Here is a 24,451-nt window from a genome sequence, read left to right on the forward strand (position 1 = left end):
AAATATGGCAATCTACTCCAATATAATCTTCCGCTGCTGTTCATGACTCTCTTTCAAAGCGTCAATCACCTTCATATTACGTAAAGAATCATAGAGAGACACTGGCACTTCTTTATTATCTATAACTGCCCTTGCAAAAGATTCTACCTGAACTAAATATTGGTGGCAAGGACCCACGAATAAATCAGCGCTGCCCTGATTTCTTGTAATGGTCAATTTGCTTGGTTCATCTTTCGATGGATTAAAGGGTACGTCGACCACAATCTTTCCTTCCGTACCGCTAATTTTGACCGTTTGATTCTCAAACTGCCGGATAGATGAGTAAATAATGGCTCGCCCATGTTCAAATTCTAAAATTCCACTCGTACTTAAATCCACATCTAAATGGGTGTCGACATCCATATTTGCCATAACACTGATGGGTTCTGCACCAAAAATCAAACGAGCTATCGAAACAGGATAACACCCTACATCCATCAGACTACCACCACCGCATTCTTTGCTGCTCACAATACTGTTAGGGTCATCCTCAAAAAATGAAAATGAAGATTCTACCAATCGAACCTCACCAATAGCCCCTTCGCCAAGAAGATTTAGAACCCGCTTCCACTGCGGATGGAACCTGTACATAAAAGCTTCCATGACCTTTAAATGAGTAAACTCTTTTGATGCCTGAATAAGCTCATCAGTTTCAAAAGCGGTCATTCCGATAGGCTTTTCAATAAGCACATGCTTACCCTTTTTCAAAGCCAATATGGCCCATTTTACGTGTAAATGATTCGGTAAAGGAATGTAGACGGCTTCGACATCATTAGATTCAAGAAGTTTTTCGTAACTATCAAAATAAGTGGGTATATGAAATTGATTGGCAATCCCTTTGGCCTTCAAGAAATCACGGGAAGCTATTGCCGTAAGATCACAGATTTCACTTTCGAGCAAAGCTGGTATTATTTGATCAATCGCAATGGTAGCGGCACCTAGCACGCCCCATTTCAGAGCCTTATTTTCATTCTGTTTCAATTTTGGGGGAATTATGGTTCAGTCGGTTCAAACCTACAAAAATCAAAGCTAATGCAATAAGCCCGGCAGTGGCGATAGCACCAATGATGATGGGGTCGATAGAGCACTCCAGCCATTTATACGAGGTTGGTAAATCTCTAAAAAAGGTACCCCAAACAATGATAAGCACACTAAACAAAACAGAGGCGATCCCTTGCCAAAACTTAGGCCGTACATTGAAAATGGCCAATAGAAAGAGCCCTAAAATGCCCCCTCCAAAAATTCCTGAAATCTGCCACCAGATGTCCAAAGCACTTTCGGCATTGATTAATAGCAGGCTAAAAACGACACCCAGCACACCCCATACAACGGTCGTCCATCGCAAAAATCCGATACTTGCCTTTTCAGAAGCATTCGGCTTAAAATATCTTTTAAAATAATCTAGGTACAAGACGGTTGCCGATGAATTTAAAGCGGAATCAACGGTACTCATAGAGGCTGCCAAAATCGCCGCAATAATCAATCCTTTGAGACCTACCGGAAGTTCAGTAGCTATGAAAAATGGAAAAACCTCATCGCCTTTAGTGATGGATGGATCTAACAAATGACCTCCTCCTGAATAAAAGGCAAACATGGTAGTACCTATGTAGAGAAAAATAGCGGTCAATGGCAAATAGATGAACATAGCGATCCAAACCGAACGCTTTGCTTTGGCCTCCGTTGCTACCGCGCTATATTTTTGAGTGTAGTTCTGGTCGGCCATTAGGTTTCTAATATTTTCCGTAACTCCATAAATAATCATCACCCAAATAGTTCTACTCTCGAATGAGAACGAACTATCACCGAGACTAAACTTATTGTCGTCGAACGCTTTTTGAATAAGATAATCAGGTTGTGAAAATACTTCGGTGGTTAACACGTAGGCACTAAAAAGAAGGCCTCCGATCATTATTACCGACTGTAAAACATCTGTCCAAATAACAGCTTCCATGCCACCCATAAGGGTGTAGGCTATAGTCAAAACCCCAATTAAAACAATAATCGTTCTGATATCTAAATCGACAAACGAGGTCAGCAACAGAGAAGAAAGGTAAAGTATGACCGCCGTTCTACCGACCATAAAAAGAACGAAAGAGAAAGAGGCGTACACCCTGCCCCAATCCCCTATTTTCTCCTCTAAATATTTATAGACCGAGATAATTTTGTGCTTTCGGTAGTGCGGAATCACATATTTGGTGACGAACCAAGCCACCGGCAAGGCAGTAAGCGCAAATATCAAGGGATGCCAATTATCATCAAAGGCCTTTCCGGGAACGGCGATGTACGAAATACTACTGGTATAGGCGCTCATGACCGCAATGCCCGCTGCCCAAGAAGGTATGCCCATACCAGCCACCATGAACTCTTCAGAGGTTTTGGTCTTTCGTAGAAAATAGATACCCATACCCACCATTATTAATCCGTAAATAACAAGAATAATGGTGTCTACCGTACCAAGCTGATAATTCATTTTATGTGTATTTAAGTTGCCAAGGTCTGTTGAAACTGCTGTACGTAAGTCTCTATTTTATGTCGTTCAATTTCGTTAAACTTTTTTAATGGTAGTGCCATATGATCTTCACAAATATTCATGACCGCCAAGGCGCATTTGGTGCCTTTTGTAATTTTTGAACTATGGGCACCTACATTATAGATAGTTTCGTAAAGCCTATTGACCTCTTCGTTCAACTGTTCGATCATCAACAGTTCACCATTGATGGATGCATTATAAAGATCGACGAATAATTTAGGAAAAAAATTAGCCCCACCTGCAACAGCGCCATGCCCACCGTGAAGTATGTTACTCGATAAGAAAGACTCGGTGCCTGCAATAATTGCAAAATCGGGAGACTCTTTAAACCGTTCAATTAATTCATGAAGGTATCCTAGATTACCGGAACTATCTTTGATCCCTATAGCTCCTAGACTTTTGATTTTCTCCACCGTATCGACCGATAGATGTAATTTAGTACAACTGGGCATGTTATACAATACGAATGGTAGTGATAATCGGGGTACCAACTCCAGCATGAAATCGAGAAATTCTTCTTCCGAAATGGGTAGGTAATATGGCGGTGCCACAACTACAGCATCTGCGCCACATTGTTTTGCATAATCGCTCATGGTTATACAATCTTCTAATACGGTATCTGATATGCCTACCAATACGGGCACCCTGTTGTCAATATAGTGGCATGCTTTTGATATCAGGTTCTTTCTCATATCATGGGTCAGACTTGTCGCCTCACCATTGGTACCCAATAAAAATATGCCGTGTACCCCACCATTTATTAGATGTTCTATCAGGTTTTTTAGCCCTTCTTCATCTAAGCTTCCATCAGCTTTTAAAGGGGTTACCATAGGAGGAATTATACCCCTTAAGTGTAATTTCATATATCAATTTTACGTCTTACAAAGAAAATCGATAAAGAATATTCCTACCACAATTATTTTACACAAATCATATATAATATTAACCCCTATTTCGAAATAATTATGTAATATTGATAAGAAGAGTTAAATATGTTTATATATGGAATTCGTTTTCGAGAAAATATACGTTCCTAATAACCATTCTTTCATTTCGAGGGAACTTCCCCTGTCTTCAAACGCCAGAATTCACTCGCATAAGAACTTTGAACTTAATTATATCACCTCCGGCGAAGGCAGGAGAATAGTGGGCGACAACATATCTAACTTTGAAAAGGGCGACTTGGTTTTACTTGGCCCTGAACTACCCCATTGTTGGGAATTGCTAGATTCAGAAAAAGATCAAGCTGCTACCTGCATCGTTACACACTTTTCGGAAAATGTGGCGGATTCTAACTTTTTCAAGATTCCGGAATTGGAAAAAGTAGTCAATCTACTAAAGGTGGCCAATCGAGGCGTACGCTTCAAGACCGAAAATGACCAAGAAATTCATGAGGCCTTAAGAGAGCTTTCTACTAGCGAAGGCTTGGATTATTTTATAGGACTATTGAAGGTTTTCAGTTACCTCTTGAAGGTTGAGGAGCGTGAAATTCTGGCCAACCCTATGAACAAATCTTCTGTATTCTCAAAAAACATTGAGAAGGTCAATAAGGTCTACGAATACGTATTTCAGAATATACAGGAAGGCATAAAATTAGAAGATGCCGCCGATGTTCTCAATATGGCGCCGAGCTCATTTTGTCGTTTCTTTAAAAAGAAGACCGGCCTTACTTTTATGGAGTATGTAAAAAACGTGCGTGTAGGTATCGCTGCCAAGCTGTTGGCCGAAACTGATAAACAAATCACGCAAATCTGTTTTGAAAGTGGATATAACAACCTGGCCAACTTTAACCACTACTTCAAGGCAAGCATGGGAAAAACACCATCTGATTACAGAAAGAATTTTCGATAGCTTCAGAAACGATTATTAGATCCTGGCAATTCGCCATGGGTATTAATGGCAATAAATGCACAAAGGGCTAGAAAAAGTAATGTCGTTAAAATTACCACCCCCCATTTTTGAGGAAGTTTTTCTAACGAACCACTATCGATAAGTTTTAGTTTCTTTTGATATAAAAAGAAAAGGAAAATGATATTGGCTAGGTAGAGATGTTGATTAATAGGTGAATTACCCGCCAAAATGCCCGTTACCAAATAGCTCATTAGGGTGTATACTAGCAACAAGCTAAACATGAACCAGCCGGCTTTTACCTTGTTGTACCCTTGAAATTTCAATTTATAAAACAGCCATAAAGACATAATTAGTAGAAGTATTGCCGCTACCGAGGTACTTATACTTGCCACTTTTTCAGCATTGGCAATATCTCCCAACCGTTTTAGCATATGCCCAAAAGCAAGAGACTCCCTAAAAACAATCAGGGGTATAAAAACGACTATAAAAACGAGCGCCGACTTGTTGACCCATAACTTATCATGCCCAGCTTCTTGCTCTGGCCATTTTGAGGTAAAAACTCCGTAGGCCATTCCCATACCTCCCATAAAACCAATGCAGTATTCCATAACATTCCACATGTTAAAAGGAATCTCCATTACATTTCCGACTACATGAAGAAAATTACCGAACGAAAAACCTAGTCCGCCACCCAATGTAGCAAAAAAGGCCACCCGCAAGGGAGAATTTCGACCCTCACGAGCCATATGCCAAATCATGGCCAAACCGGCTCCCAGAATAACCGCCCAAGCCTCTGAACGTGGCGGTGTCATCTTAAAACCTATTTGTTCAACAAGAAAATAATAGGTTAAAATTCCTCCGGCGGTCATCTCGGCCATCAAACTTCCCCATTTGACACGTTTTTCTTTGGTAGAATCCAAAACCAATCCCACAAGTCCGCCACCTAATAATCCGAAGAGCCCACCGATAACGAAGAGCATGACCAAGCCGTAATAAGCATTGAAAAAGTCATCGGACCGACCATAGCCAACTACCTGACCATAACTGATCATACCGCCCGCACCCCATCCGACAGCTGATGCCAAAGCAATCACCAACATTTTTTGGTACCAATCCCTACGACCTGAAGCTATAACCAAAGCAGAACCACCAATTGCACCTGCCCAAGCCGCACCCTGCTCATGGCCAAACTGACCACGAATAGCCCAGGCAACAGCCAATGAAATGGCCACAAATAGTATGGAAATAAGGTTATGATTCTTCATTGTTGTTTTCACTTAGGTCCGTTCCCTGGAAATATTAAATCGCAAATTGCTTCAAACGCTGCTCGAGAATTTTCTTTTTTTCAGGACAGAATCCGCTTAAGGGAGGAACCATGTGATCCGAACAAATGTCCATCAGCGAGAGCGCACTTTTAATGGCCCTAATACTTTTGGTTGGGGAATCGTCAATCTCGTAAATTTCATTTTGCAGTTGAAGCACTTGTTGGCGCAAAAGCGTAATACTATCAAAGTCTTTATTGATGGAAGCCTCATAGAGCTCTACGAACAGCTTAGGAAAAATATTGGCTCCACCGGCCACTACGCCGTGTCCGCCATGCATCAGCACATCTGACATAAAAAGTTCGGCCCCTGCAATAATCGAGAACTGCTCATTTTTAAAGGCATCTATAAGCGTATACAAGGCGCCAAGGTCGCCCGAGCTATCCTTAACCCCAAAAGCGCCCATTTCTTTGGCACTTTTAATCGTTTCTAAAGACAGATGGAGTTTGGTACATACAGGAATATCGTAAACGATCACGGGCAATTCGACCTGCGGAATTATCTTTTCAAGATATTCGACCATTTCACTTTGTGAGATAGGAAAATAGTAAGGCGGAGCCAACACTAGGTAATCGGCACCCTCCTTCTTGGCGTGTTCGGCCATTTCGATAACTGCAGAAAAAGAGGTATCGGTTATACCGACCAAAACCGGTACGCGCCCAGCAATTATTCTACAAGACTCGGTAATTAGCTGTTTTCTTACCTCATAATCTAAACTCGGCCCTTCGCCATTGGTACCTAACAGAAAAATACCGTGTACCCCACCATTCAACAAATGCATTATCAGTTTCTCGAGACTTTCAACATCGAGTTGCAGGTTTTCCAATAAGGGAGTAACCATCGGGGGAATAACCCCTCTTAGTGGATATTTCATAGTAAGCTTGATTAGTGTTTGGCCAAAGTAAGACCAAAGTAGGCTTGCACACTACCACAATTTTATAGGAAACACATTATATCTTAACCATAAAGGGCAATTTTACACTATATCGAAAACACCCTAACCAATTCATAATCAGTAGGGTTCGCCAGTACCTTGTAGTAACCAAAATTTTGACCATGCACTGTTATTACTTGCATCATCACCCTTAAACTCAGTAGGTTCTAACCGATCAATTGCCTGGGCAGAGTTTTGGTTGTTATCGATTTCGTCAATATGGTAATAAAACCTTAAGGGCAACGCCGCTCTTTTTGAAGCTGGCCCCGTTGTCAATTCTGGCAGGCCGGTACGTCTATAATCGAACCAAGCCTCGGTCGCCGCAGACCAACTTGCTATCCACTTTTGAATAATGATATCATCTTCCCCACCATAAGTCGCCTCTCCTGAAATGTAGTCGTCGTAAGCCCCATCAATTTGCCAAGCAGCGAACGATTGCTTGACACCTTCATTGTAATAAGATTCAGCGCTACCGCTAATCCAACCTTTTGTTACGGCTTCCGCCAATATAAAATTGACCTCCGATGCAGACATAAGTCTCGATTGAAGCAAAGGGCCACTAGCTTCTTTATAAATATCGTTCAGTTGCGATACATGAAGGTTCAACGTACCTTGATTGACATCTTCACTCAAATTATAAGAGGCTCCAAAAGTCAAGGCCGTTGGCAAACCAACGTACAAACTATCAAAGTCTACGGGAAAGCCCACTGTGTTTTCATAGGCATCCACTATATCTTGCGAGACGTGTCTCTTTCCCTCTTCATCAACATAATCGGTACCGTCGGGCGCACCCTCATCTAAAACTAAGGGTACATCTATTGAGTTGGCCCAAACACCCAACCTAGGGTCCTCTAAATCTTGAAGTAAATCGACCAAGGTTTTGGCCATCTTGACCCTAAAGTATGAACCTTGGGGATCCGCATCAAATTTGGTATTCGTCGGCCAAGCATCGTTCGTAGTATTACCAATGTAGGGCATATTGGCATCATCGGCAGCCTGTAAAATCAGAGGATAGGTCTGCGGCTGAGAAACTATCAATTCAATACCTTGTCTTGCGACGGCAGGTTCCTTTTCAGAGAGGCGCATGTAATACCGCAGCAGCAATGAATTGGCAAACTTTCGCCATTTGGCGACATCACCGCCAAACAGAATATCTTGATCAGCCTGAATACTGAAATAACTGTCTTGACTATTACTCAGTAATAAATTAGCCTTCTTTAAATCGGAATGTATTCCTTGATAAATCGTCTGTTGGGCATCAAATTCAGCATCAAAAAATTCTGCCCCTTCATCGCCTCTCAGCGCATTTGTATAGGGGGCATCACCCCAGAGATCCGCAATCATTCCGAACAGGTAAGACTTCATTATCAAGCCTACCCCATGATGAAAATCCAAACTTTCCTCTTCCGCCTTTTCAATCATAGTTTTATTATTCGTAAGCAGGCTGTAATACCCATTCCAACTATGCGAATCATTGCTCCAGTCATAAGCATTGTGCCCACTTGACCAGCCATCTTTTTGTGTGTGTTGCATAACGCCGGCCATATCGCCAAAGCCAAGGTTGACCACATTTTTACCGACCCCGTTGATTACCGTCGGCAGCAAAAGATTGGGATCAACATTCTCAGACCCTATTTGATTGGGGTTTTCGTTCAGTTCTTCAAGACCGTGGCATGAAATAAGAGCACATATGCCTACCATGCCCATGACCACCTTATTCGCTATTCTGTACATCATCGTGAAGTTTTATCAATTAAAAAGTGAGGCCAATTTTGATTCCTATCGGAACCAACCAAGGTTCTACGTTATACCTTTCTATACCCTGTTTGAACTGGGTTCCTCGATTGTCCCTGCCAGTTTCAGCCTGAAAAGCTCTTTCAGGGTCAATGCCGAAATCTGAATCTTTTGTCCATAGCATGATATTTCTGCTATAGAGCGAAACATTCAAATCTTCAATACCTATTCTATCTAAATGTTTTGAGGGGATGTTGTAACCAAAAGCAATCTCTCGAAGCTTGATATAATCTGCATCGAACATGTGAGGGGTACCAAACTCCCAAGGGTTACCGACCGAAAACGGTATGACATTGGTTCCTACGTCACCCAAATTTTCATAATCAAGAATAAAGTTACCGTTCTCATCATGGGTTCCGACCACACCGGCATTGAAAATACCATCGTAAACCACTCTACCACCAAGGCTCTCGGCCAGACCACCATCACCAGGCGGGCCACCGATGGAAAGAAAGTTTTCACCATAAATCAATCTGTCGGCATTATCGAGTACCCATTGTTTCATTTCAGGCCCTAATTCAGATATACCTGGATTGACCAAATTGTCTATCAATGTTTGACCATAGCCATCTTCGACCAGATATCGGGATGTTTGCGACATGTATTGCCCTCCTGAACGCCAGTCAAAAGTAAGGTTCAAAGTAAAATTCTTATAAGAAAGACTGGATTGAAGGCCCATCACAAAATCAGGGTTATAGTTGCCTACCTTCACCCTTTCTTCAGTTGCCAACCATTCGGCATCTTCGCCTTGACCCAATAAAGGGTAGTTGTAATAGGGTGAATTCTCATCGGTTACCCTTCTAATCATCGGGGAATAAATATTACCTACCAAACCATCTTCCCCAGTTGCGGGGTTGGCCACATAACCGCGCGAGACACTTTTGTTCTCACTCCAGAATTCTATATAATCGACACCATCGGCGAGAGCGAGAATTTTAGATTCATTGGTGGTATAATTCACATTTAAATCCCAATTCCAATCATCCCTCTGCACGGGAGTAAAGCCCAAGGCCAATTCAAAACCTTTGCTCTCTAAGACCCCAGCGTTGATGCTAACGCTGTTATAGCCTGAAGAACCGGGTATCGGTATGTTAGGTACTATCTGATTTTTGTTCTCTACGGTATAGTAAGTACCCTCAAATCGTAAGCGATTTCCAAACATCGCCAAATCCAACCCAAACTCTTGGGAAGTAGCTTCCTCAGGTTCTAAATCAGGTGTATTTAAGCCACCTTGCGCGCTGTAGAGAACGGCATTGTCCCATTGACCGGAATTATTGAAATAAGCGCCCAATTGATACGGACTTGTATCGTTACCCACACGGGCCCAACCACCGCGCAGTTTCAATAAGTCGACCTTTGGTATAGTCACTAACTCGCTCACCAAAAAGCTTAAAGAAGCAGAGGGGTAGAAATACGATCGATTATCGACCGGTAGAGTACTTGACCAGTCGTTACGGGCCGTAACATCTAAATAAAGCATATCGTAAACTCCAATGTTGGCCAAGGCATAAACACTGTTAATTGCCCTTTCGGAAGTAAAACTGGAATAGTTCAAAGAAGTAGGCGCTATATTATCAACGGTAAACAAATTAGGAACGATGAGGCCGGCCCTTGAAAAAGCGGAATTGCTCAAACCTCTATTCCGCTGGTACATTAAATTGCCCCCTGCAGATACGGTCACGTCAAACTTGTTCCAATCTTTGGTGTACGAAGCCAAGAAGTCAACATTGGTCTCCATGCCTTCACTTTCTGCGATACCATAGGTTCCGTTATTATTTTCACGGGTATAGCCCGGAGCCATTTTAGTTTCTTGGGTTTGGCTGAAACTGTTCAGGTTATAGCTAGTGCGAAGGTTAAAACCAGGAAAGGCATTCCAATCCAAGGCCACATTACCGTAAACCCGAAAGCGGGAATAGCTATTGTTGACCTCATTGGCCAAGAACCATGGGTTTTCATAATTAGCTGAAAAATTATAGATATCGGTTCCCGGTAGCTTGTAGTCTTTGATATCAAGTATATTAACGTTAGCAGGAATGCTATAGGCGGCCTGAAGCGGATTCGTACCTCTGTTGGAAGCTGGTCTATTATCGGCGTAACTGTGCACAACATTCACGTTGGTACTGACCGTCAATTTCTGGCTCATGTTCGAGGAAGCCGATAAAGAGAAACTATTTCGCTGCAAATCTGAATTGGGAACAACCCCGGTATTGTCCATTGCAGTTACTCCCAAACGATAATTCAAAACTTCGTTGCTACTGCTCACGGTAAGACTATTGGTAGTAGTAATACCGTTTCGAACAAATTCTTTTACATTGTTGGGATAGCCTTTTAATTCGGTGGGAATAGGAACACCATTGGCATCTAAAGGGGAATTCCACTGTACGGCAAAATAACCGCGATCCAGTTCAGGACCTCCGTTACCACCCGAGTTAAGAACATCGGGCATAATATTGCCCCCTTCGGAAGCATCTGAGTAAGAGAAATAACCTGAAGCGTAACGTGACTGGGTATCAATATATCTATAGGGAATGTCGAAAACGGTATTCGATGTAAAATTTACTTTCATTCGCTGACCTTTGACCGCTTTTTTCGTCGTAATCAACACGACCCCGTTACCTGCTCGAGACCCGTATAATGCGGCAGCACTGGGCCCCTTGAGAATAGAGACGTCCTCAATGCTCTGAGGATCCAAATCGGATATGGCGTTACCATAATCGACAGGGTTTCTATCACCAAAGCCACCGATATTATTAAGGCTATTGGCAACGGGAACCCCATCGATTACAAACAAAGGTTGGTTATCGGAACTTAAGGATATGGCCCCCCTGATTACCATGCTGACGGAAGAGCCGGTGCCGCCAGTATTATTTAAAGTAACCCCCGCCACTTTACCTGAAAGCGAATTCAAAACATTTTCTTGGGCCACTCTGGTGAGTTCTTCGCCTGCTACATTCTCTACGGAATAACCCAATGATTTATCTTCTCTCTTGATGCCCAAAGCCGTTACTACTACCTCATCCAATGCCTCAGTATTGGTCTCCAAGGAAACATTAATGGTAGAACTACCAGAAACTGCGACCTCCTGAGAAACAAATCCGAGGTACGAAAACTCCAAAACTGGGTTTTCAGACTGAATGGTTATGCTGTAAAGTCCGTCGAAATCAGTGGTTACTCCATTATTGGTTCCTTTTTCCATAATGGTCACCCCGGGAAGCGGCATACCATCTTCTGCGGAAGAGACGGCTCCCGTTACGGTCTGAGCCATGATTTCACCTACACACAGAAAAACCGTTAACGTCACTATTCGAAACAGCCATGTACGGCCTTGTGAAAACGGTGACCTATTCTTTTTATAAAAATCTTCCATAATAGTGATACTAGAATTGGTTGTATATAAAGTTGGAATGGTTTAAAATTTTTACGGCACCACCTCAAATGTCAAGATGACGGCGTTCGTATTCACACCTATAAAGTCAGGAGAAGCTGCCAAAAACATGACCAAGCGCATCGTATTGTCATTGATTTCCTGAATCATAACTTTCCGCTCAAAATCTAAAAGCCCTACGTACGCCGATTCGGAAAAATCGAGAGAACTGACACCTTCAAAAGAGACGGTTCCGCCATAGACTGAAGAAACCGTAAAAACGGAGTCCTCGGTATAGCTAAAAGTAGCATTGTTATCAGGCGAAAAACTAGCAGTACACAAACCGAAATCGGCACCACCATCATTGACCACGCTGGCTCCCCCATCCGCTACGAATTGATAAACCAGACCACTGAACGCCGCATTGTCGGCCTTGAGATCCATCTCATACCTTCCGTCGAAATAAAAAGTAAATTCATCTTCGTATACTTCTGCCATACCTAGGCCTGCACCAAAAATGCCGGCCGGCAATGGATTGGGCGCACCATCAAATGGGGTAAGTTCGGCATCTGCATTGCCAAAATAATCGCTATCGGAATGAGCGCTAGAAAGTCTCCAAGTTTTACCGTCTTCATCAGTAGCGCCACCCGTTAAGAGCACATACGGGGTAATATCAAGTGCTAATTGAACCTCTTTGGTAATAGTTGTTCCCGCTTCATCGGTCGCCGTTAAAGTTGCCGTATAGTAGCCCGAATCTGAATATACGTGAACTGGGTTTTGTTGATTGCTAGAGGCTCCATCACCAAAATTCCATGACCAGCTAACGGCATTATTGGTCAAACCCTGAAAGGCCACTTTCTTGCCTTTTACCGAACTAAAGATATCGGCAGAAAACGATATAGGCTCTTGGTTCGTATTGACATCGGTCTCACATCCACCCACGAAAAAAAGAGCGGACAAAGCAGCTAGATAAATTGATTTATAAGCTAGTTTTTTCATGGTAAAAAGTTTTCATTTTCATCAAGCGGATAGTTGGTTATTATAATCGAGGGAAGATTGGGCTGAAAATCCAGAACTGTTAATTATTCTCTAATACCTGCTCCAAAACTATATTTTTAGCTTTGAAACAATTGCAAATATTTTGTTGATTATTGATAATATCTTATCTATTCAATTATTTTATTAAACATATTTTTACAAAATGAAGAATTATCACCCTATACTAAATTTTAACATTTTAATCGATGTTTTAACATTTAAATGAAGGTTAAGCAATTTTTAAATTTAAATTACCGGCTGTTGTTGGTCCTAATCATGTGCATTGCGACCCAGGCCTATTCATGGTCTCAAGATTTAATGGCCGGTGCCTCTAAACGAAAGATTACGCCCGAACCTCTTATAGCTGTTTCGGGGGGCGTAGGCAAAGCACTAGCCACAACCGAAAAGAAAGGAGATTTGTATGTAAGAGCGTTGGTTCTAGCTAAAAATGACATTAAAGTGGCCATCGTTTCCGTTGACAACCTTGGTTGGCCTGCCGCACTCGGCAATAAAACAAGACAACTTGTTAGCCAGATACCGGCAGACAACATCTTGATAGGTGCCACGCATACTCATAGCGCCCCTGACGCCTACGCTTTCCCCGATGAGAATGGTGAACACAGCGCAGATTTAGAATATCTAGACTGGTGTGCTTCACAAATGGCAGAGGCTATAAACGAAGCACTTGAAAACTTAAAACCTGTTCATCTAAAAATCGGCCATGAGAAAGTGAATGGCAAAATATCATATAACTATTATGCGCCTGACCTTTACGACCCTAGATGCGGAATTATTCAAGCTATACACTCTAAAGGAGAAAATAAAGGAAAGATACTGGCAACTCTTATAAACTACGCCATTCACCCAGAAGTCATTGGAAACAAAAGAGGTATTATGAGCCCAGACCTCATTGGCCCACTGAACAAACGTATCGAAGAACTAACCGGTGGAATGTCAATTTTTATGAACGGCGCACAGGGCGGAATGGTTACTGCTGATAACCGTTTGAAAGATGGCAAAGAAGTCAATGATTGGGAAGAGTGTAAACGTATTGGGCATTTATTGGCCGATGAGGCCTTACGGATTTTAGAGGGAGCAACATTACAGACACAACCTGACCTTTTTATAGCATCTAAAAAAGTACAATTTCCGGTAGAATCGGAAATGATGCAATACATTCTTACCAATTCGCCTTTAGCCTTGGGTTCTGGTGATGGGCAATATGTGACCACCAACGTCAACCTCATCAACCTCGGAACGGCCCAAATGATTACCATTCCTGGTGAAGCTTTGCCCAATATAGGTTATTATCTAAAAAGAAAAATGCCCACCCGACATACCTTTTTGTTGGGTCTGACGAATGATGCCTTTGGGTATATTTTGACGAAAGAAGACTTTAACAGTTTTGAAAGGTACCAATATGTATCGCGAACCAGTCTTGGTGAAATGACAGGGGATATTTTCGTCAATGAAGCACTTGATTTAATAAAAAATAGCAATAAACCTCAGAAACAAAACAACGAATGAAAAAGATTTTAAATACACCTTTCTGGCTGGTCTGCCTTGTATGTGTAGGCCTGATCAACTCTTGTAAAGAGAGTAAAAAAGATGCTGTCGCGGAAGCAGAAACGGTAGCGGAAGTTACTCCTGAAAACGCCCTCAAAAGCTATTTAGAAAATGGGGATGAAACATTTTCTTGGGTTTTAAAGGATAGTTTTGATCTGCAAGGAGTAAAAGCATATGACTTGCTTTTGACTTCCCAGAAATGGAGGGAGCACACATGGAAACATCAATTAACGATTTTTGTGCCGGAAAATATTGAATTCGATGGCTCGCTTTTATTTATCACAGGAGGTCACCTGAAGGATGGAGAACCCAAATGGAAGAATATGGATAAAGAGGGTAGTGAAACGGAGCCTATGGCTTTGATGGCAATGAAGAACAAGGCTATAACCGCCATAGTCAGACAGGTACCCATGCAACCACTCTACGAAGGCGACTTGGTAGAAGACCAATTGATTTCGTTTACCCTACATAATTTTAAGAACGACAAAGATTATACCTGGCCCCTGCTCTTTCCGATGGTAAAGAGCGCCGTACGGGCTATGGATGCAGTACAGGAGTTTAGTCAAGAAAAGCTTAAGAAGAAAGTCTCAAGATTTACGGTTTCGGGTGCCTCCAAACGTGGCTGGACTACCTGGTTGACCGGTGCCAGTGACAAACGTGTAGAAGCCATTGCGCCTATGGTAATCGATGTACTGAACATGCCGGTGAGCCTCGATTACCACTTAGAATCTTGGAACGAGTATAGTGTTCAAATCAACGATTATATTAAACTTGAAATTCCGCAAACGGTCAACACGGGCGATGGGCAAGCCCTTACCCAAATGATAGACCCCTACTCTTATAGGGCAGACCTGACCATGCCAAAATTGATATTCATAGGCACCAATGACGAATACTGGCCAGTTGATGCCATTAAACACTACATCAACGATATACCAGGAGAAAACTATATTCATTATACGCCGAACGCCGGACATAATTTAGGAGGTGGTGAAGAAGCCCTAAAATCGCTAAGCGGGTTTTGGGCGCAAACCTTGGCTAAAGAGAAATATGACAACCTGAATTATAAAATCGATACCGAAGAGCAAAGTGCTACTTTATCGGTCTCTTCTTCAACCGATAATTTGACCAATGCCTTTCTATGGACAGCCGATTCAACTGACCGTGATTTCAGGGATGAAGAATGGAGTTCAACGCCCATTAAGTTAAATGATGATGGTGAGGTTAGCGAGGAAATTGATTACCCAAAAACGGGATTCAAGGCTTTTTATATCGATTTGGAATATAAAGACATCAATGGTGGTACTTATACCAAAAGTACACGAATGTATCTGGCAGATGATGATGAAGTTTTATAAAATTCTAATAGTATAGTTATGAGCACCACATTATATAAATCACTGGTCTTTGGTATGTTAAGCGCTTCCGTTTTATGGGGGTGCAAAGAACAAAAAGATAAAAATGTCGCCATGGCCCAGTCAAATGAGGCCAATGTAGAAACTATGACTTGGGCCGAAAAATTAGGTTGGCCAAAAGGCAAAAAGGTTCTTATTCTTCATGCCGACGACATTGGTATGTGTCCTGAAGCCAATATCGCCGCAAAAAATCAACTTGATGATGGCGATATTCAATCGGCAGCGGTTATGGTTCCGTGCCCGAATGCCAAAGAGTTTATTGCTTGGGCCATTGAAAATCCGAAAACAGATATTGGCCTGCATCTCACACTTACCAGCGAATGGAAAACCCATCGATGGGGTACGGTGACTGCCAAAGAAGAGGTTTCGGGACTATTAGACGAAACCGACCATATGTGGCACAAAGTCATTCAAGTAGTTCAACATGCCTCTGCGGAAGAAGTCGAAAAAGAAGTACGAGCTCAAATAGAGCAGTCCATCTCCTGGGGCCATCGACCCGATCATATAGATACCCATATGGGTACTTTATATGCCGACCCCAGTTATGTAGAAGTTTTTTTAAGAGTCGCGCAGGAATATCAAATTCCGGCAAATGTCATCGACATTTCCAATCCGGAAGTATTGGCAGGTTTTAGAAAAGAAGGTTATCCTTTAGATGATTCGGTGGTTAAAATGATAGAAGAATATCAATTGCCCAAACTTGATTTCTTCAGTAGTGCACCTAACGCAAAGACTTATGAAGAAAAAATCGATAATTTCAAAAAATTGGTCAACTCATTGAATCCCGGGCTCACCGAAATCATTTTTCATCCTTCGGTCCAGACCGAAAATTTAAAAGGTATCACTAACTCATGGCAACAAAGAGTATGGGAATCTGAAATGTTCGCCGACCCCCAATTAATCAATTTCTTTGAGAAAGAGGGAATCATCTTTACCAACTGGCTAGAAATCATGGAAAGGTTTAAAACCTCAAAGAAATAAATCAAACCCAAAAATTCTTTAATACTTATCAATTAACCACATGCGCTTACTTATAATACTCACACTTGTGGCCTTGGCCTCATCATGTAAAGAAAAACCTTTTGAACTACCTGAAGACCAGCCTATCGAACATGAATCAGTAATAATGCAAGAGTTCATTTACGGCTTGGAAAATGCACCGACCCTCGAAGCCCATGCCTCTACTGTTGAGAAAAGCAACGGAACCGTTGTTGCTTCGTGGTTTGGCGGCACCAAAGAAAAAAATAAAGATGTCGGTATTTGGGTCTCTAGAAAAACTAATGATCATTGGTCAACGCCTATCGAGGTTGTCAATGGATTGCAGCCTGATGGGGTTACGAGATACGCCTGTTGGAACCCAGTTCTGTTTAAGCAAAAAAATGGACCGCTTTACCTATATTACAAAGTAGGGCCTAGCCCTCAAGAATGGTGGGGACTTTACATGACTTCCGAAGATGACGGAGCCTCTTGGTCAGAGCCGATCAGGTTAGCAGAAGGTATATTAGGGCCCATCAAAAACCAACCGATTACATTAGAAAACGGCGATGTGTTGTCGCCTTCAAGCACAGAGACTACGTCTGGAGATTGGACGATACATGTAGAGAGTAGTAGTGATTCATTGAAAACATGGGCAAGTACTCCACCACTGAATAATCCCTTAAAATTTGGTGCAATTCAACCGGTAATCTTTAATCATGGTCAAGGTCGATTACAGCTGTTGAGCAGAACGAAAAACGAAGTGGTTACAGAAAATTGGTCATCTGATTATGGAAAGACCTGGAGCGACATGGAAGCCACGAAACTACCTAACCCCAATTCCGGTATTGATGGGGTAAGTCTTTTAGATGGAAGGCATCTTCTGGTTTACAACCCTAATGGAAAAAATTGGGGCGACAGAGTTCCATTAAGTATAGGTATCTCTACAGATGGAAAAGAATGGAAGCGTGTTCTAGACCTTGAACCTTTAAGGGAATCTACAGATAAAGAGAGAGAAGAGTACTCATATCCTACGGTCATACAGGCGAAGGATGGCTTAGTGCACATCGTTTATACCTGGAATCGGAAAACCGTTAAATATGTGGTTCTTGATCCTGCCAAACTTTAAGTTTCAAATTCTTTGACAGATTTTAAAGAGAGTCAAATAGTTCTTTGGTCAATTCACTATAGTTGTGAAATATTCCATCGGCAAGGGCTAATTTATCGATTGTCTCAGTATTCGGTATGGCCAAACATCTAATTCCTGCCGCCTTAGCCGATTTAATCCCGTTTTCTGAATCTTCTATGACCATGCACTCACTCGCTTTGGCCTTCAATTCTTGCAGGGTCAACAAATACGGTTCGGGATCCGGCTTGCCCTTGGAGACATTTTCTGCGGTTAGAATCACATCAAATGTATCGGTCAAACCCGTCAAACCTAAAGTTGAACTCACTTCAACCCTTGTAGAACTTGTTGTCAAAGCCAACGTGTAAGAACTCGAAAGCCTTTGTATGCACTCGACAACTCCCGGATAAATTTTCAAATTCTCCTCGACAAGCCCCAAGTAGATTTCTGTTTTCTTTTCTATGGTACTCAATATATCAACTTGCTTAATGGCAAAGTCATTGAACAAATCGGTAAAAGCTGCTACATCTGTTCTTCCTAAGCAATATGTTCTATAGATATCAGGAGAGACATTTAGACCCAACGTACCAAAAGCTTCTTTGGTCGCCATTTCATGACAATGTTCGTCATCGGTGATCACTCCGTTCATGTCAAATATGATGTGGGTAGTCATTTTTACAATAGGAATAAGAAGTGGTAAGAACAAAACTAAAAACATACCTCTTATGACCTTGAAAGTATCTTGTTAAAAAGCTATATTATATTAACCTCGCTCTTATTTGATTACCTCTATTTTTACATAATCAGTCAATATTTACTCAGTTTAACACAACTATTAAAACTTAAATAATGGGGAACAGGCTCATAGGTCGATTACCAAAAGTGGGTATCAGACCTGTAATCGACGGTCGTGAAAGAGGCGTACGCGAATCTCTTGAAAAGCAATGCATGGCAATGGCGAAGAACGCCGCCAAGTTAATCGAAGACAATCTTAGATTTCCCAGTGGGGAAGGAATCAGTTGTATCATTGCTGATACCACCATCGGCGGGGTTGCCGAAGCTGCCATGTGTGCAGACAAATTTGAGCGTGAGGGGGTTGCCGTGAGCCTTACCGTAACCCCTGCTTGGTGTTATGGTACCGAAGTGATGGATGCCGACCCCAATACGATCAAGGCTATTTGGGGCTTCAACGGAACCGAAAGACCTGGCGCCGTTTATTTGGCAGCGGCATTGGCGGGTTATGCTCAAAAAGGCCTACCTGCCTTCAGTATTTACGGAAAAGAAGTGCAAGACGCCAACGATACCGAAATACACCAAGATGTTCAGGAAAAAATTCTTCGTTTTGTGAAGGCGGCCCTTGCAGTAGCACAAATGAAAGGCAAGTCATACTTATCCGTCGGTTATTCTTCAATGGGTATTGTGGGTTCGATGGTCGACCAAGGGTTCTTTCATGACTATTTAGGTATGCGAACCGAATTTGTTGACCAAAGTGAAGTGAACAGACGAATTCAGGAAAATATTTTTGATGAGGATGAATTTAAGAAGGCATATGAATGGACCATCGAAAATTGTAAAGAGGGAAAAGACTATAACAGAGAAGATTTAAAAGGCAGTGCCGAAAGAAAAAAATGGGAATGGGAGACCGTTGTAAAAATGACCCTAATCATTCGAGATTTAATGATCGGGAACCCCAAACTGAAGCAAATGGGGTTTGGTGAGGAGTCTTTTGGAAGAAATGCCATCATATCTGGTTTTCAAGGGCAAAGGCAATGGACAGACCATATGCCCAACGGAGATTTCTCAGAAGCAATATTGAATTCTTCTTTCGATTGGAACGGGATAAGACAGGCATTTATGGTCGCAACAGAAAATGACAGTCTTAACGGTGTTTCAATGCTTTTTGGCCATCTATTAACGAATACTGCCCAAATATTTTCCGACGTAAGAACCTATTGGAGTCCGGAATCGGTTCTGAGGGCCACCGGAAAAAGCCTTCAAGGAAAAGCCAAAAATGGAATCATTCACCTTATCAATTCGGGGTCGACTACGTTAGACGCTACGGCCCAACAAAAAGATTTAGCTGGTAACCCGGTCATGAAACCTTTTTGGGATATTACCACAGATGAGGTTGATAATTGTTTGAAAGCGACCCAATGGCCTCAAGCGGTCAAAGAATATTTTAGAGGTGGCGGCTATTCCTCTCAATTCAAGACCGACGGTGAAATGCCGGTTACTATGTGCCGTATCAATTTGGTAAAGGGTATAGGCCCGGTCTTACAGATTGCCGAGGGTCATACGGTAGTTTTGGAAGACGGAGTACATAAATTACTCGATGAGCGTACCAACCCTACGTGGCCTACCACTTGGTTCGCACCAATTATTACGGGCAAAGGTGCCTTTAAAGATGTGTACAGCGTAATGGCCAATTGGGGAGCAAATCATGGGGCCATCAGTTATGGCCATATCGGGGCCGACTTAATCACCTTGGCTTCGATGTTGAGAATTCCGGTGAACATGCACAACGTAGCAGAAGAAAAAATCTTCAGACCTGCACTTTGGTCATCGTTCGGTGAAGACAAAGAAGGTCAAGATTATAGGGCGTGCAGTGCTTACGGCCCCATTTACGGAATCAAATAAACGTTATGGTACTTCCTTCGGTTGGCCTATCTTTAGGAACGACCTAAATAGAAATGCGAAAACTATTTACCTATAGCATCATTATATGGTCTTTGGCCGGCTGCCAATCAAATTCAAAACCGAAAAAGGTTGACACAGCCGAGCCAAAGGCAACGCAGTTAACCGGTAGTGAATTGGCTCAAATACATTGTGCCTCGTGCCATAGTTATGTTTCCCCTGAAATGCTACCAAAAAATATCTGGAAAGAAGATGTTCTACCGGCCATGGCACAGCGATTGGGTCTCTACACGAATGGCGTGCTCAACGATAGTATTTTTGGGAATGCTGAAAATGCAAAAGTTGTGAAGCAGGCCCATATTTATCCTGAGCATCCGATTATTGCTCAAGAAGATTGGAGAAAACTTGAAGAATTTTACACTCAAAACGCACCGGAGAAGGTACCCTCGCCTGTCTATAACGAAAGTATAGACCTCAATCTAAAACAGTTCGAATATCGAGAAGTTGAATTTGGCCACCGCCCACCCATGACCACCATGGTGAAAATTAGACCAAACCAAGAAGGCGTTCTCTTTGCCGATGGCAAACCAAAAAGTAACGTACTTTCTTTCTTAGATGCCCAGCAACAATTGCAAAAAAACATACTTACTTTCAATACGCCCATTCAATGGGAACAAAAAGGAGATTCTTCTCAATTATTGAGTGTGGGTAAAAATATATTTCCGAACGATTTGTCAAAAGGCACACTTCAAGGCTTATCAAACATAGGTGACGATTCGGCTCAAGTACGGTTAACTTCTATTCTAAAAGGTTTACAACGACCCGTACATATGGCCTACGGTGACCTAACGGGCAATGGTCAAGAAGATATGGTCATTTGCGAGTACGGTGACCACACTGGTCAGCTTGTTCTGTACGAAAACCGAGAGAACCAATGGCAACCAAAGGTTATTAAAAAAGCATCCGGTGCTATTAAATCGGTCATTAAAGATGTCAATAAAGATGGGAAGCTGGATATAATTTGCCTCATGGCACAGGGCGAGGAAGGCATCTATTGTTTCGAAAACCAAGGTAACGGCAATTTTCAAGAAAAGAGATGGTTACAATTTTCACCGTTGAACGGTAGTCAAAATTTTGAATACATTGATTTTAATGGTGATGGTTTCGATGACCTACTTTATGTATGTGGTGATAATGCCGACAAAACCCCCATCTTAAAAGACTATCATGGAGTGTACATATACCTGAACGACGGCGAAATGAATTTTGATCAAGCCTATTTTTTTAGAATGAACGGGGCTTATAACGCGCTACCAATTGATTTTGATAAGGATGGAGATTTAGATATAGCAGCAATTTCTTTCTTTCCTGATTATGCCAATAGGCCGGAAGAAAGTTTTGTGTATCTCGAGAATAAAGGCAACCTAAATTTTAGTGCCCAATCTTTCCCAAAAGCCAGTAACGGTAGGTGGCTGGTAATGGATGCCGGAGATATCGATGGCGATGGTGATGTTGATCTGGCCTTGGGATCATTTGTCTATTTTTTGGCCAAAGGCGATACCACAGGTCTTAGCAAGAGATGGCTTAGTGAAAGTCCGTCTGTGGCAATTCTTGAAAATATGTACATCCCCTAACTTATCAATCAAATTATATGGTAACTTTCAAGAAATCAAACTTTCATTTCATGTCATTTTTTCACAGAAAGGCCTTTTGGGCTTTTGCTTACCTAATGTCGATTACATCATTCGCAAACGCGCAAGACTTGAACAAAAAAGTAGCCGGTATTGCTATCAATTATGATGAAAATAACGTTCCCGATTATCAATTGCCTGAACTTCTCATCTCAGAGAACGGTGATAAGATTACTAGTCGTGAAGAGTGGTTCAACAAAAGAAGACCAGAGATACTGAGCCTGTTCAAAACTGAACAGTTTGGCCTATTTCCTGAAAAACCCAAATTAAACTTTAACGTTTTTGAGAATGATGGTTCGGCCTTTAATAACAAGGCATCAAGAACTCAAGTGAGACTGTTTTTTACGGAAGATACCACGAAAATAAAAGCCGATCTTTTAATCTATCTTCCAAAAAAGAGCAAAGGACCCGTTCCCTTACTCCTGAAAATCGGATTTTCTCCCAACTCCAACGCGGTAGATGACCCTGAACTCAAAGAGGGTATGATGTGGACCCGTGAAGGGGAAAGAGTCCCTGCTTCTCAAGGAAGGGCCTTTAAACCCTTTGATGTAGAGAAGTTCTTAGATAACGGTATTGGGGTCGCGACCATTTATTATGGCGATATCGAACCCGACTATCCCGCGGGATTTAAGAATGGTATTAGGGGCCATTATTTAGAAGAAGGCGAAGATTATCCGGCACCAAATGAATGGGGAACAATTTCGGCTTGGTCGTGGGGCCTTAGTTATGCTATGGACTATCTGGTGACCAATGATCACATAGATAGCAAAAAAGTAGCTTTATATGGCATTTCAAGACTTGGAAAAACCGTCTTGTGGGCCGGAGCCATTGATCAAAGGTTCGGCATGGTCATAGCCAGCTGTTCAGGTGAAGGCGGTGCAGCTATTTCAAGACGGCAATACGGGGAAACAATTCACCACATGGTGCACCCCAACCGCTATTTCTATCAATTTAGTGGAAGACGGGCCAAATATAGTTTTGATCCTAATAGCTCCCCTATCGATAGCCATATGCTCCTGTCACTGATTGCCCCTCGCCCGCTCATGTTACAGACCGGCGATACCGATTATTGGTCAGACCCCAAAGGAGAATTTGATGCTGCCGTAGCCGTAGAGCCCGTTTACGAATTGTTGGGTGCCGAAGGGCTGCAAACAAAAACTTGGCCCGCGGCAGAAAAACCGATTTTAAAAGACTTGGGCTATTATATGCACGCCGGAGGTCACGGCTCGCTGCCCAGCGATAACGATGTGTTCATCGATTTTCTAAAAATGCACTTCATCAACAAATAGTAAAAAGTATAACCTTAAAAATCTATGCCGATGAAATCACCCACCAAAATATTCATCATTCTGCTTTCTCCTTTGCTGATGTACTGTCAAGAAAAAGTTTCCGCAGAGGAAACGATTCAAACGATTATCACCGAAACGGAAGCCGCAACCGTAAACAACACGGTCGATATAGTAAAAGAGGGAGACCCCGAAACCACTGTTAAAGGCGTTGTTACCTGTATGTTTGCGACTATGGATGTGCTCAGAAAAGCGGTCGCCAAAAATTGCAACCTTATCATTGCCCACGAGCCTCTTTATTATAATCATTTAGATAGTACCGATAAATTTCAGGGTGACCCCGTTTTTGAAGAAAAAAAGAAGTTCATTTTAGATAACGGCTTAGTGGTATGGCGATTTCACGATTATGTGCATCGCATTCGGCCCGATGCTATAATGTCGGGCATAATCGAACGCCTAGGTTGGCAAGAAAACATTCAAGATGGCAATTATTACCAGTTTGAATTTCCTCAGACTACGCTCAATGAACTTTTGATTCAACTGAAAAAGACCTTTCCTGATAATGCTTTTCACGTGGTGGGAAACAAAGATATGCCACTAACGAATGTGGCCTTTATACCAGGTGCTTCAGGTACCGATGCACATATTTCACAATTAAGAAAGAACGATGTTGATGTGGTGATTGCCGGGGAGGTTCCACAATGGGAAACTTATGAATATGTAAGGGATGCCGTTTTGCAAGGCCGAAACAAAGCCATCGTTTTCTTGGGGCATATCAATTCTGAGGAAGCGGGAATGGAGTTTGCGGCCAAATGGATGCGTGATTTCATAACAGACATTCCCGTTGAATTCATAGAATGTGAATCTTCCTATTTTACGTATTGAA

The 24,451-nt window shown here is 42.1% G+C and carries 18 protein-coding genes; 9 read left to right on the top strand and 9 right to left on the bottom strand.

What is annotated here, in order from left to right; genetic code table 11:
- Window positions 1-12 precede the first annotated feature (12 nt).
- The 3 genes from IL356_RS16145 to IL356_RS16155 are packed head-to-tail and all read right to left on the bottom strand — an operon-like array spanning window position 13 to window position 3,432.
- Window positions 13-1,020 (bottom strand): Gfo/Idh/MocA family protein, encoded by a 1,008-nt coding sequence (locus IL356_RS16145; protein WP_121849614.1) that lies wholly within the window; start codon window positions 1,018-1,020, stop codon window positions 13-15.
- On the bottom strand, window positions 1,007-2,509 hold the full coding sequence (locus tag IL356_RS16150) for a sodium:solute symporter family transporter (RefSeq protein ID WP_121849615.1): 1,503 nt from the start codon (window positions 2,507-2,509) through the stop codon (window positions 1,007-1,009). Before IL356_RS16150 ends, IL356_RS16145 begins: the two co-directional genes overlap by 14 nt.
- A gap of 11 nt (window positions 2,510-2,520) precedes the next feature.
- The gene (locus IL356_RS16155; RefSeq protein ID WP_121849616.1) at window positions 2,521-3,432 is read right to left on the bottom strand and encodes a dihydrodipicolinate synthase family protein; all 912 of its coding nucleotides are present in this window, start codon (window positions 3,430-3,432) and stop codon (window positions 2,521-2,523) included.
- Between the two features lie 139 nt (window positions 3,433-3,571).
- Between IL356_RS16155 and IL356_RS16160 the strand changes: the two genes are divergently transcribed.
- Window positions 3,572-4,420, top strand: a complete 849-nt coding sequence (locus tag IL356_RS16160; RefSeq protein ID WP_121849617.1) for an AraC family transcriptional regulator — start codon at window positions 3,572-3,574, stop codon at window positions 4,418-4,420.
- A 2-nt stretch (window positions 4,421-4,422) separates the two neighbouring features.
- Here IL356_RS16160 and IL356_RS16165 read toward each other — a convergent pair whose 3' ends face one another.
- From IL356_RS16165 to IL356_RS16185, 5 genes are all read right to left on the bottom strand, one after another.
- Window positions 4,423-5,685, bottom strand: coding sequence for a hypothetical protein (locus IL356_RS16165; RefSeq protein ID WP_121849618.1), 1,263 nt, complete (start codon window positions 5,683-5,685; stop codon window positions 4,423-4,425).
- Between the two features lie 34 nt (window positions 5,686-5,719).
- On the bottom strand, window positions 5,720-6,616 hold the full coding sequence (locus tag IL356_RS16170; RefSeq protein ID WP_121849619.1) for a dihydrodipicolinate synthase family protein: 897 nt from the start codon (window positions 6,614-6,616) through the stop codon (window positions 5,720-5,722).
- 138 nt (window positions 6,617-6,754) lie between these two features.
- On the bottom strand, window positions 6,755-8,413 hold the full coding sequence (locus tag IL356_RS16175; protein WP_205601250.1) for a SusD/RagB family nutrient-binding outer membrane lipoprotein: 1,659 nt from the start codon (window positions 8,411-8,413) through the stop codon (window positions 6,755-6,757).
- A gap of 16 nt (window positions 8,414-8,429) precedes the next feature.
- The gene (locus IL356_RS16180) at window positions 8,430-11,837 is read right to left on the bottom strand and encodes a SusC/RagA family TonB-linked outer membrane protein (RefSeq protein WP_205601251.1); all 3,408 of its coding nucleotides are present in this window, start codon (window positions 11,835-11,837) and stop codon (window positions 8,430-8,432) included.
- 51 nt (window positions 11,838-11,888) lie between these two features.
- Window positions 11,889-12,833 carry a PKD domain-containing protein gene (locus IL356_RS16185; protein WP_121849621.1) on the bottom strand — a complete coding sequence of 315 codons (945 nt, stop codon included), beginning with the start codon at window positions 12,831-12,833 and terminating at the stop codon, window positions 11,889-11,891.
- Between the two features lie 315 nt (window positions 12,834-13,148).
- Here IL356_RS16185 and IL356_RS16190 point away from each other — a divergent pair, with 315 nt between their 5' ends.
- Genes IL356_RS16190 through IL356_RS16205 form a run of 4 tightly spaced genes read left to right on the top strand, consistent with a single transcriptional unit; the run spans window position 13,149 to window position 17,957 of the window.
- Entirely contained in the window at window positions 13,149-14,399 is a 1,251-nt protein-coding gene (locus tag IL356_RS16190; protein ID WP_121849622.1) for a hypothetical protein, read from the top strand.
- Window positions 14,396-15,796: a PhoPQ-activated pathogenicity-related family protein gene (locus tag IL356_RS16195; protein ID WP_121849623.1), complete on the top strand. Its 1,401-nt coding sequence runs from the start codon at window positions 14,396-14,398 to the stop codon at window positions 15,794-15,796. Before IL356_RS16190 ends, IL356_RS16195 begins: the two co-directional genes overlap by 4 nt.
- Before the next feature lie 18 nt (window positions 15,797-15,814).
- On the top strand, window positions 15,815-16,834 hold the full coding sequence (locus IL356_RS16200; RefSeq protein WP_205601252.1) for a polysaccharide deacetylase family protein: 1,020 nt from the start codon (window positions 15,815-15,817) through the stop codon (window positions 16,832-16,834).
- A 40-nt stretch (window positions 16,835-16,874) separates the two neighbouring features.
- Window positions 16,875-17,957 carry a sialidase family protein gene (locus IL356_RS16205; protein WP_205601253.1) on the top strand — a complete coding sequence of 361 codons (1,083 nt, stop codon included), beginning with the start codon at window positions 16,875-16,877 and terminating at the stop codon, window positions 17,955-17,957.
- A 22-nt stretch (window positions 17,958-17,979) separates the two neighbouring features.
- On the opposite strand, the gene IL356_RS16210 is transcribed toward IL356_RS16205, so the two are convergent.
- On the bottom strand, window positions 17,980-18,627 hold the full coding sequence (locus IL356_RS16210) for an HAD family hydrolase (protein WP_192466568.1): 648 nt from the start codon (window positions 18,625-18,627) through the stop codon (window positions 17,980-17,982).
- Between the two features lie 176 nt (window positions 18,628-18,803).
- Between IL356_RS16210 and IL356_RS16215 the strand changes: the two genes are divergently transcribed.
- The 4 genes from IL356_RS16215 to IL356_RS16230 are packed head-to-tail and all read left to right on the top strand — an operon-like array spanning window position 18,804 to window position 24,450.
- The gene (locus IL356_RS16215) at window positions 18,804-20,591 is read left to right on the top strand and encodes an L-fucose isomerase (RefSeq protein ID WP_121849627.1); all 1,788 of its coding nucleotides are present in this window, start codon (window positions 18,804-18,806) and stop codon (window positions 20,589-20,591) included.
- A 53-nt stretch (window positions 20,592-20,644) separates the two neighbouring features.
- On the top strand, window positions 20,645-22,222 hold the full coding sequence (locus IL356_RS16220) for an FG-GAP repeat domain-containing protein (RefSeq protein ID WP_121849628.1): 1,578 nt from the start codon (window positions 20,645-20,647) through the stop codon (window positions 22,220-22,222).
- Between the two features lie 50 nt (window positions 22,223-22,272).
- Window positions 22,273-23,568: a glucuronyl esterase domain-containing protein gene (locus IL356_RS16225; RefSeq protein WP_121849629.1), complete on the top strand. Its 1,296-nt coding sequence runs from the start codon at window positions 22,273-22,275 to the stop codon at window positions 23,566-23,568.
- 30 nt (window positions 23,569-23,598) lie between these two features.
- Window positions 23,599-24,450, top strand: a complete 852-nt coding sequence (locus IL356_RS16230; protein ID WP_162987921.1) for a Nif3-like dinuclear metal center hexameric protein — start codon at window positions 23,599-23,601, stop codon at window positions 24,448-24,450.
- The last annotated feature ends 1 nt before the right edge of the window (window position 24,451 follow it).

Origin of the sequence: Euzebyella marina, from assembly GCF_014855515.1 — a bacterium.
In the GTDB taxonomy this organism is placed as follows: Bacteria; Bacteroidota; Bacteroidia; order Flavobacteriales; family Flavobacteriaceae; genus Euzebyella; species Euzebyella marina.

What these genes read in the sequence shown, in the direction of transcription:
- IL356_RS16210 (WP_192466568.1), bottom strand. Translation starts at nt 18,627, where the DNA reads ATGACTACCCACATCATATTTGACATGAACGGAGTGATCACCGATGAC.
- IL356_RS16195 (WP_121849623.1), top strand. Translation starts at nt 14,396, where the DNA reads ATGAAAAAGATTTTAAATACACCTTTCTGGCTGGTCTGCCTTGTATGT.
- IL356_RS16150 (WP_121849615.1), bottom strand. Translation starts at nt 2,509, where the DNA reads ATGAATTATCAGCTTGGTACGGTAGACACCATTATTCTTGTTATTTAC.
- IL356_RS16220 (WP_121849628.1), top strand. Translation starts at nt 20,645, where the DNA reads ATGCGAAAACTATTTACCTATAGCATCATTATATGGTCTTTGGCCGGC.
- IL356_RS16165 (WP_121849618.1), bottom strand. Translation starts at nt 5,685, where the DNA reads ATGAAGAATCATAACCTTATTTCCATACTATTTGTGGCCATTTCATTG.
- IL356_RS16160 (WP_121849617.1), top strand. Translation starts at nt 3,572, where the DNA reads ATGGAATTCGTTTTCGAGAAAATATACGTTCCTAATAACCATTCTTTC.
- IL356_RS16215 (WP_121849627.1), top strand. Translation starts at nt 18,804, where the DNA reads ATGGGGAACAGGCTCATAGGTCGATTACCAAAAGTGGGTATCAGACCT.
- IL356_RS16180 (WP_205601251.1), bottom strand. Translation starts at nt 11,837, where the DNA reads ATGGAAGATTTTTATAAAAAGAATAGGTCACCGTTTTCACAAGGCCGT.
- IL356_RS16230 (WP_162987921.1), top strand. Translation starts at nt 23,599, where the DNA reads ATGAAATCACCCACCAAAATATTCATCATTCTGCTTTCTCCTTTGCTG.
- IL356_RS16225 (WP_121849629.1), top strand. Translation starts at nt 22,273, where the DNA reads ATGTCATTTTTTCACAGAAAGGCCTTTTGGGCTTTTGCTTACCTAATG.
- IL356_RS16200 (WP_205601252.1), top strand. Translation starts at nt 15,815, where the DNA reads ATGAGCACCACATTATATAAATCACTGGTCTTTGGTATGTTAAGCGCT.
- IL356_RS16205 (WP_205601253.1), top strand. Translation starts at nt 16,875, where the DNA reads ATGCGCTTACTTATAATACTCACACTTGTGGCCTTGGCCTCATCATGT.
- IL356_RS16175 (WP_205601250.1), bottom strand. Translation starts at nt 8,413, where the DNA reads ATGATGTACAGAATAGCGAATAAGGTGGTCATGGGCATGGTAGGCATA.
- IL356_RS16190 (WP_121849622.1), top strand. Translation starts at nt 13,149, where the DNA reads ATGTGCATTGCGACCCAGGCCTATTCATGGTCTCAAGATTTAATGGCC.
- IL356_RS16170 (WP_121849619.1), bottom strand. Translation starts at nt 6,616, where the DNA reads ATGAAATATCCACTAAGAGGGGTTATTCCCCCGATGGTTACTCCCTTA.
- IL356_RS16185 (WP_121849621.1), bottom strand. Translation starts at nt 12,833, where the DNA reads ATGAAAAAACTAGCTTATAAATCAATTTATCTAGCTGCTTTGTCCGCT.
- IL356_RS16155 (WP_121849616.1), bottom strand. Translation starts at nt 3,432, where the DNA reads ATGAAATTACACTTAAGGGGTATAATTCCTCCTATGGTAACCCCTTTA.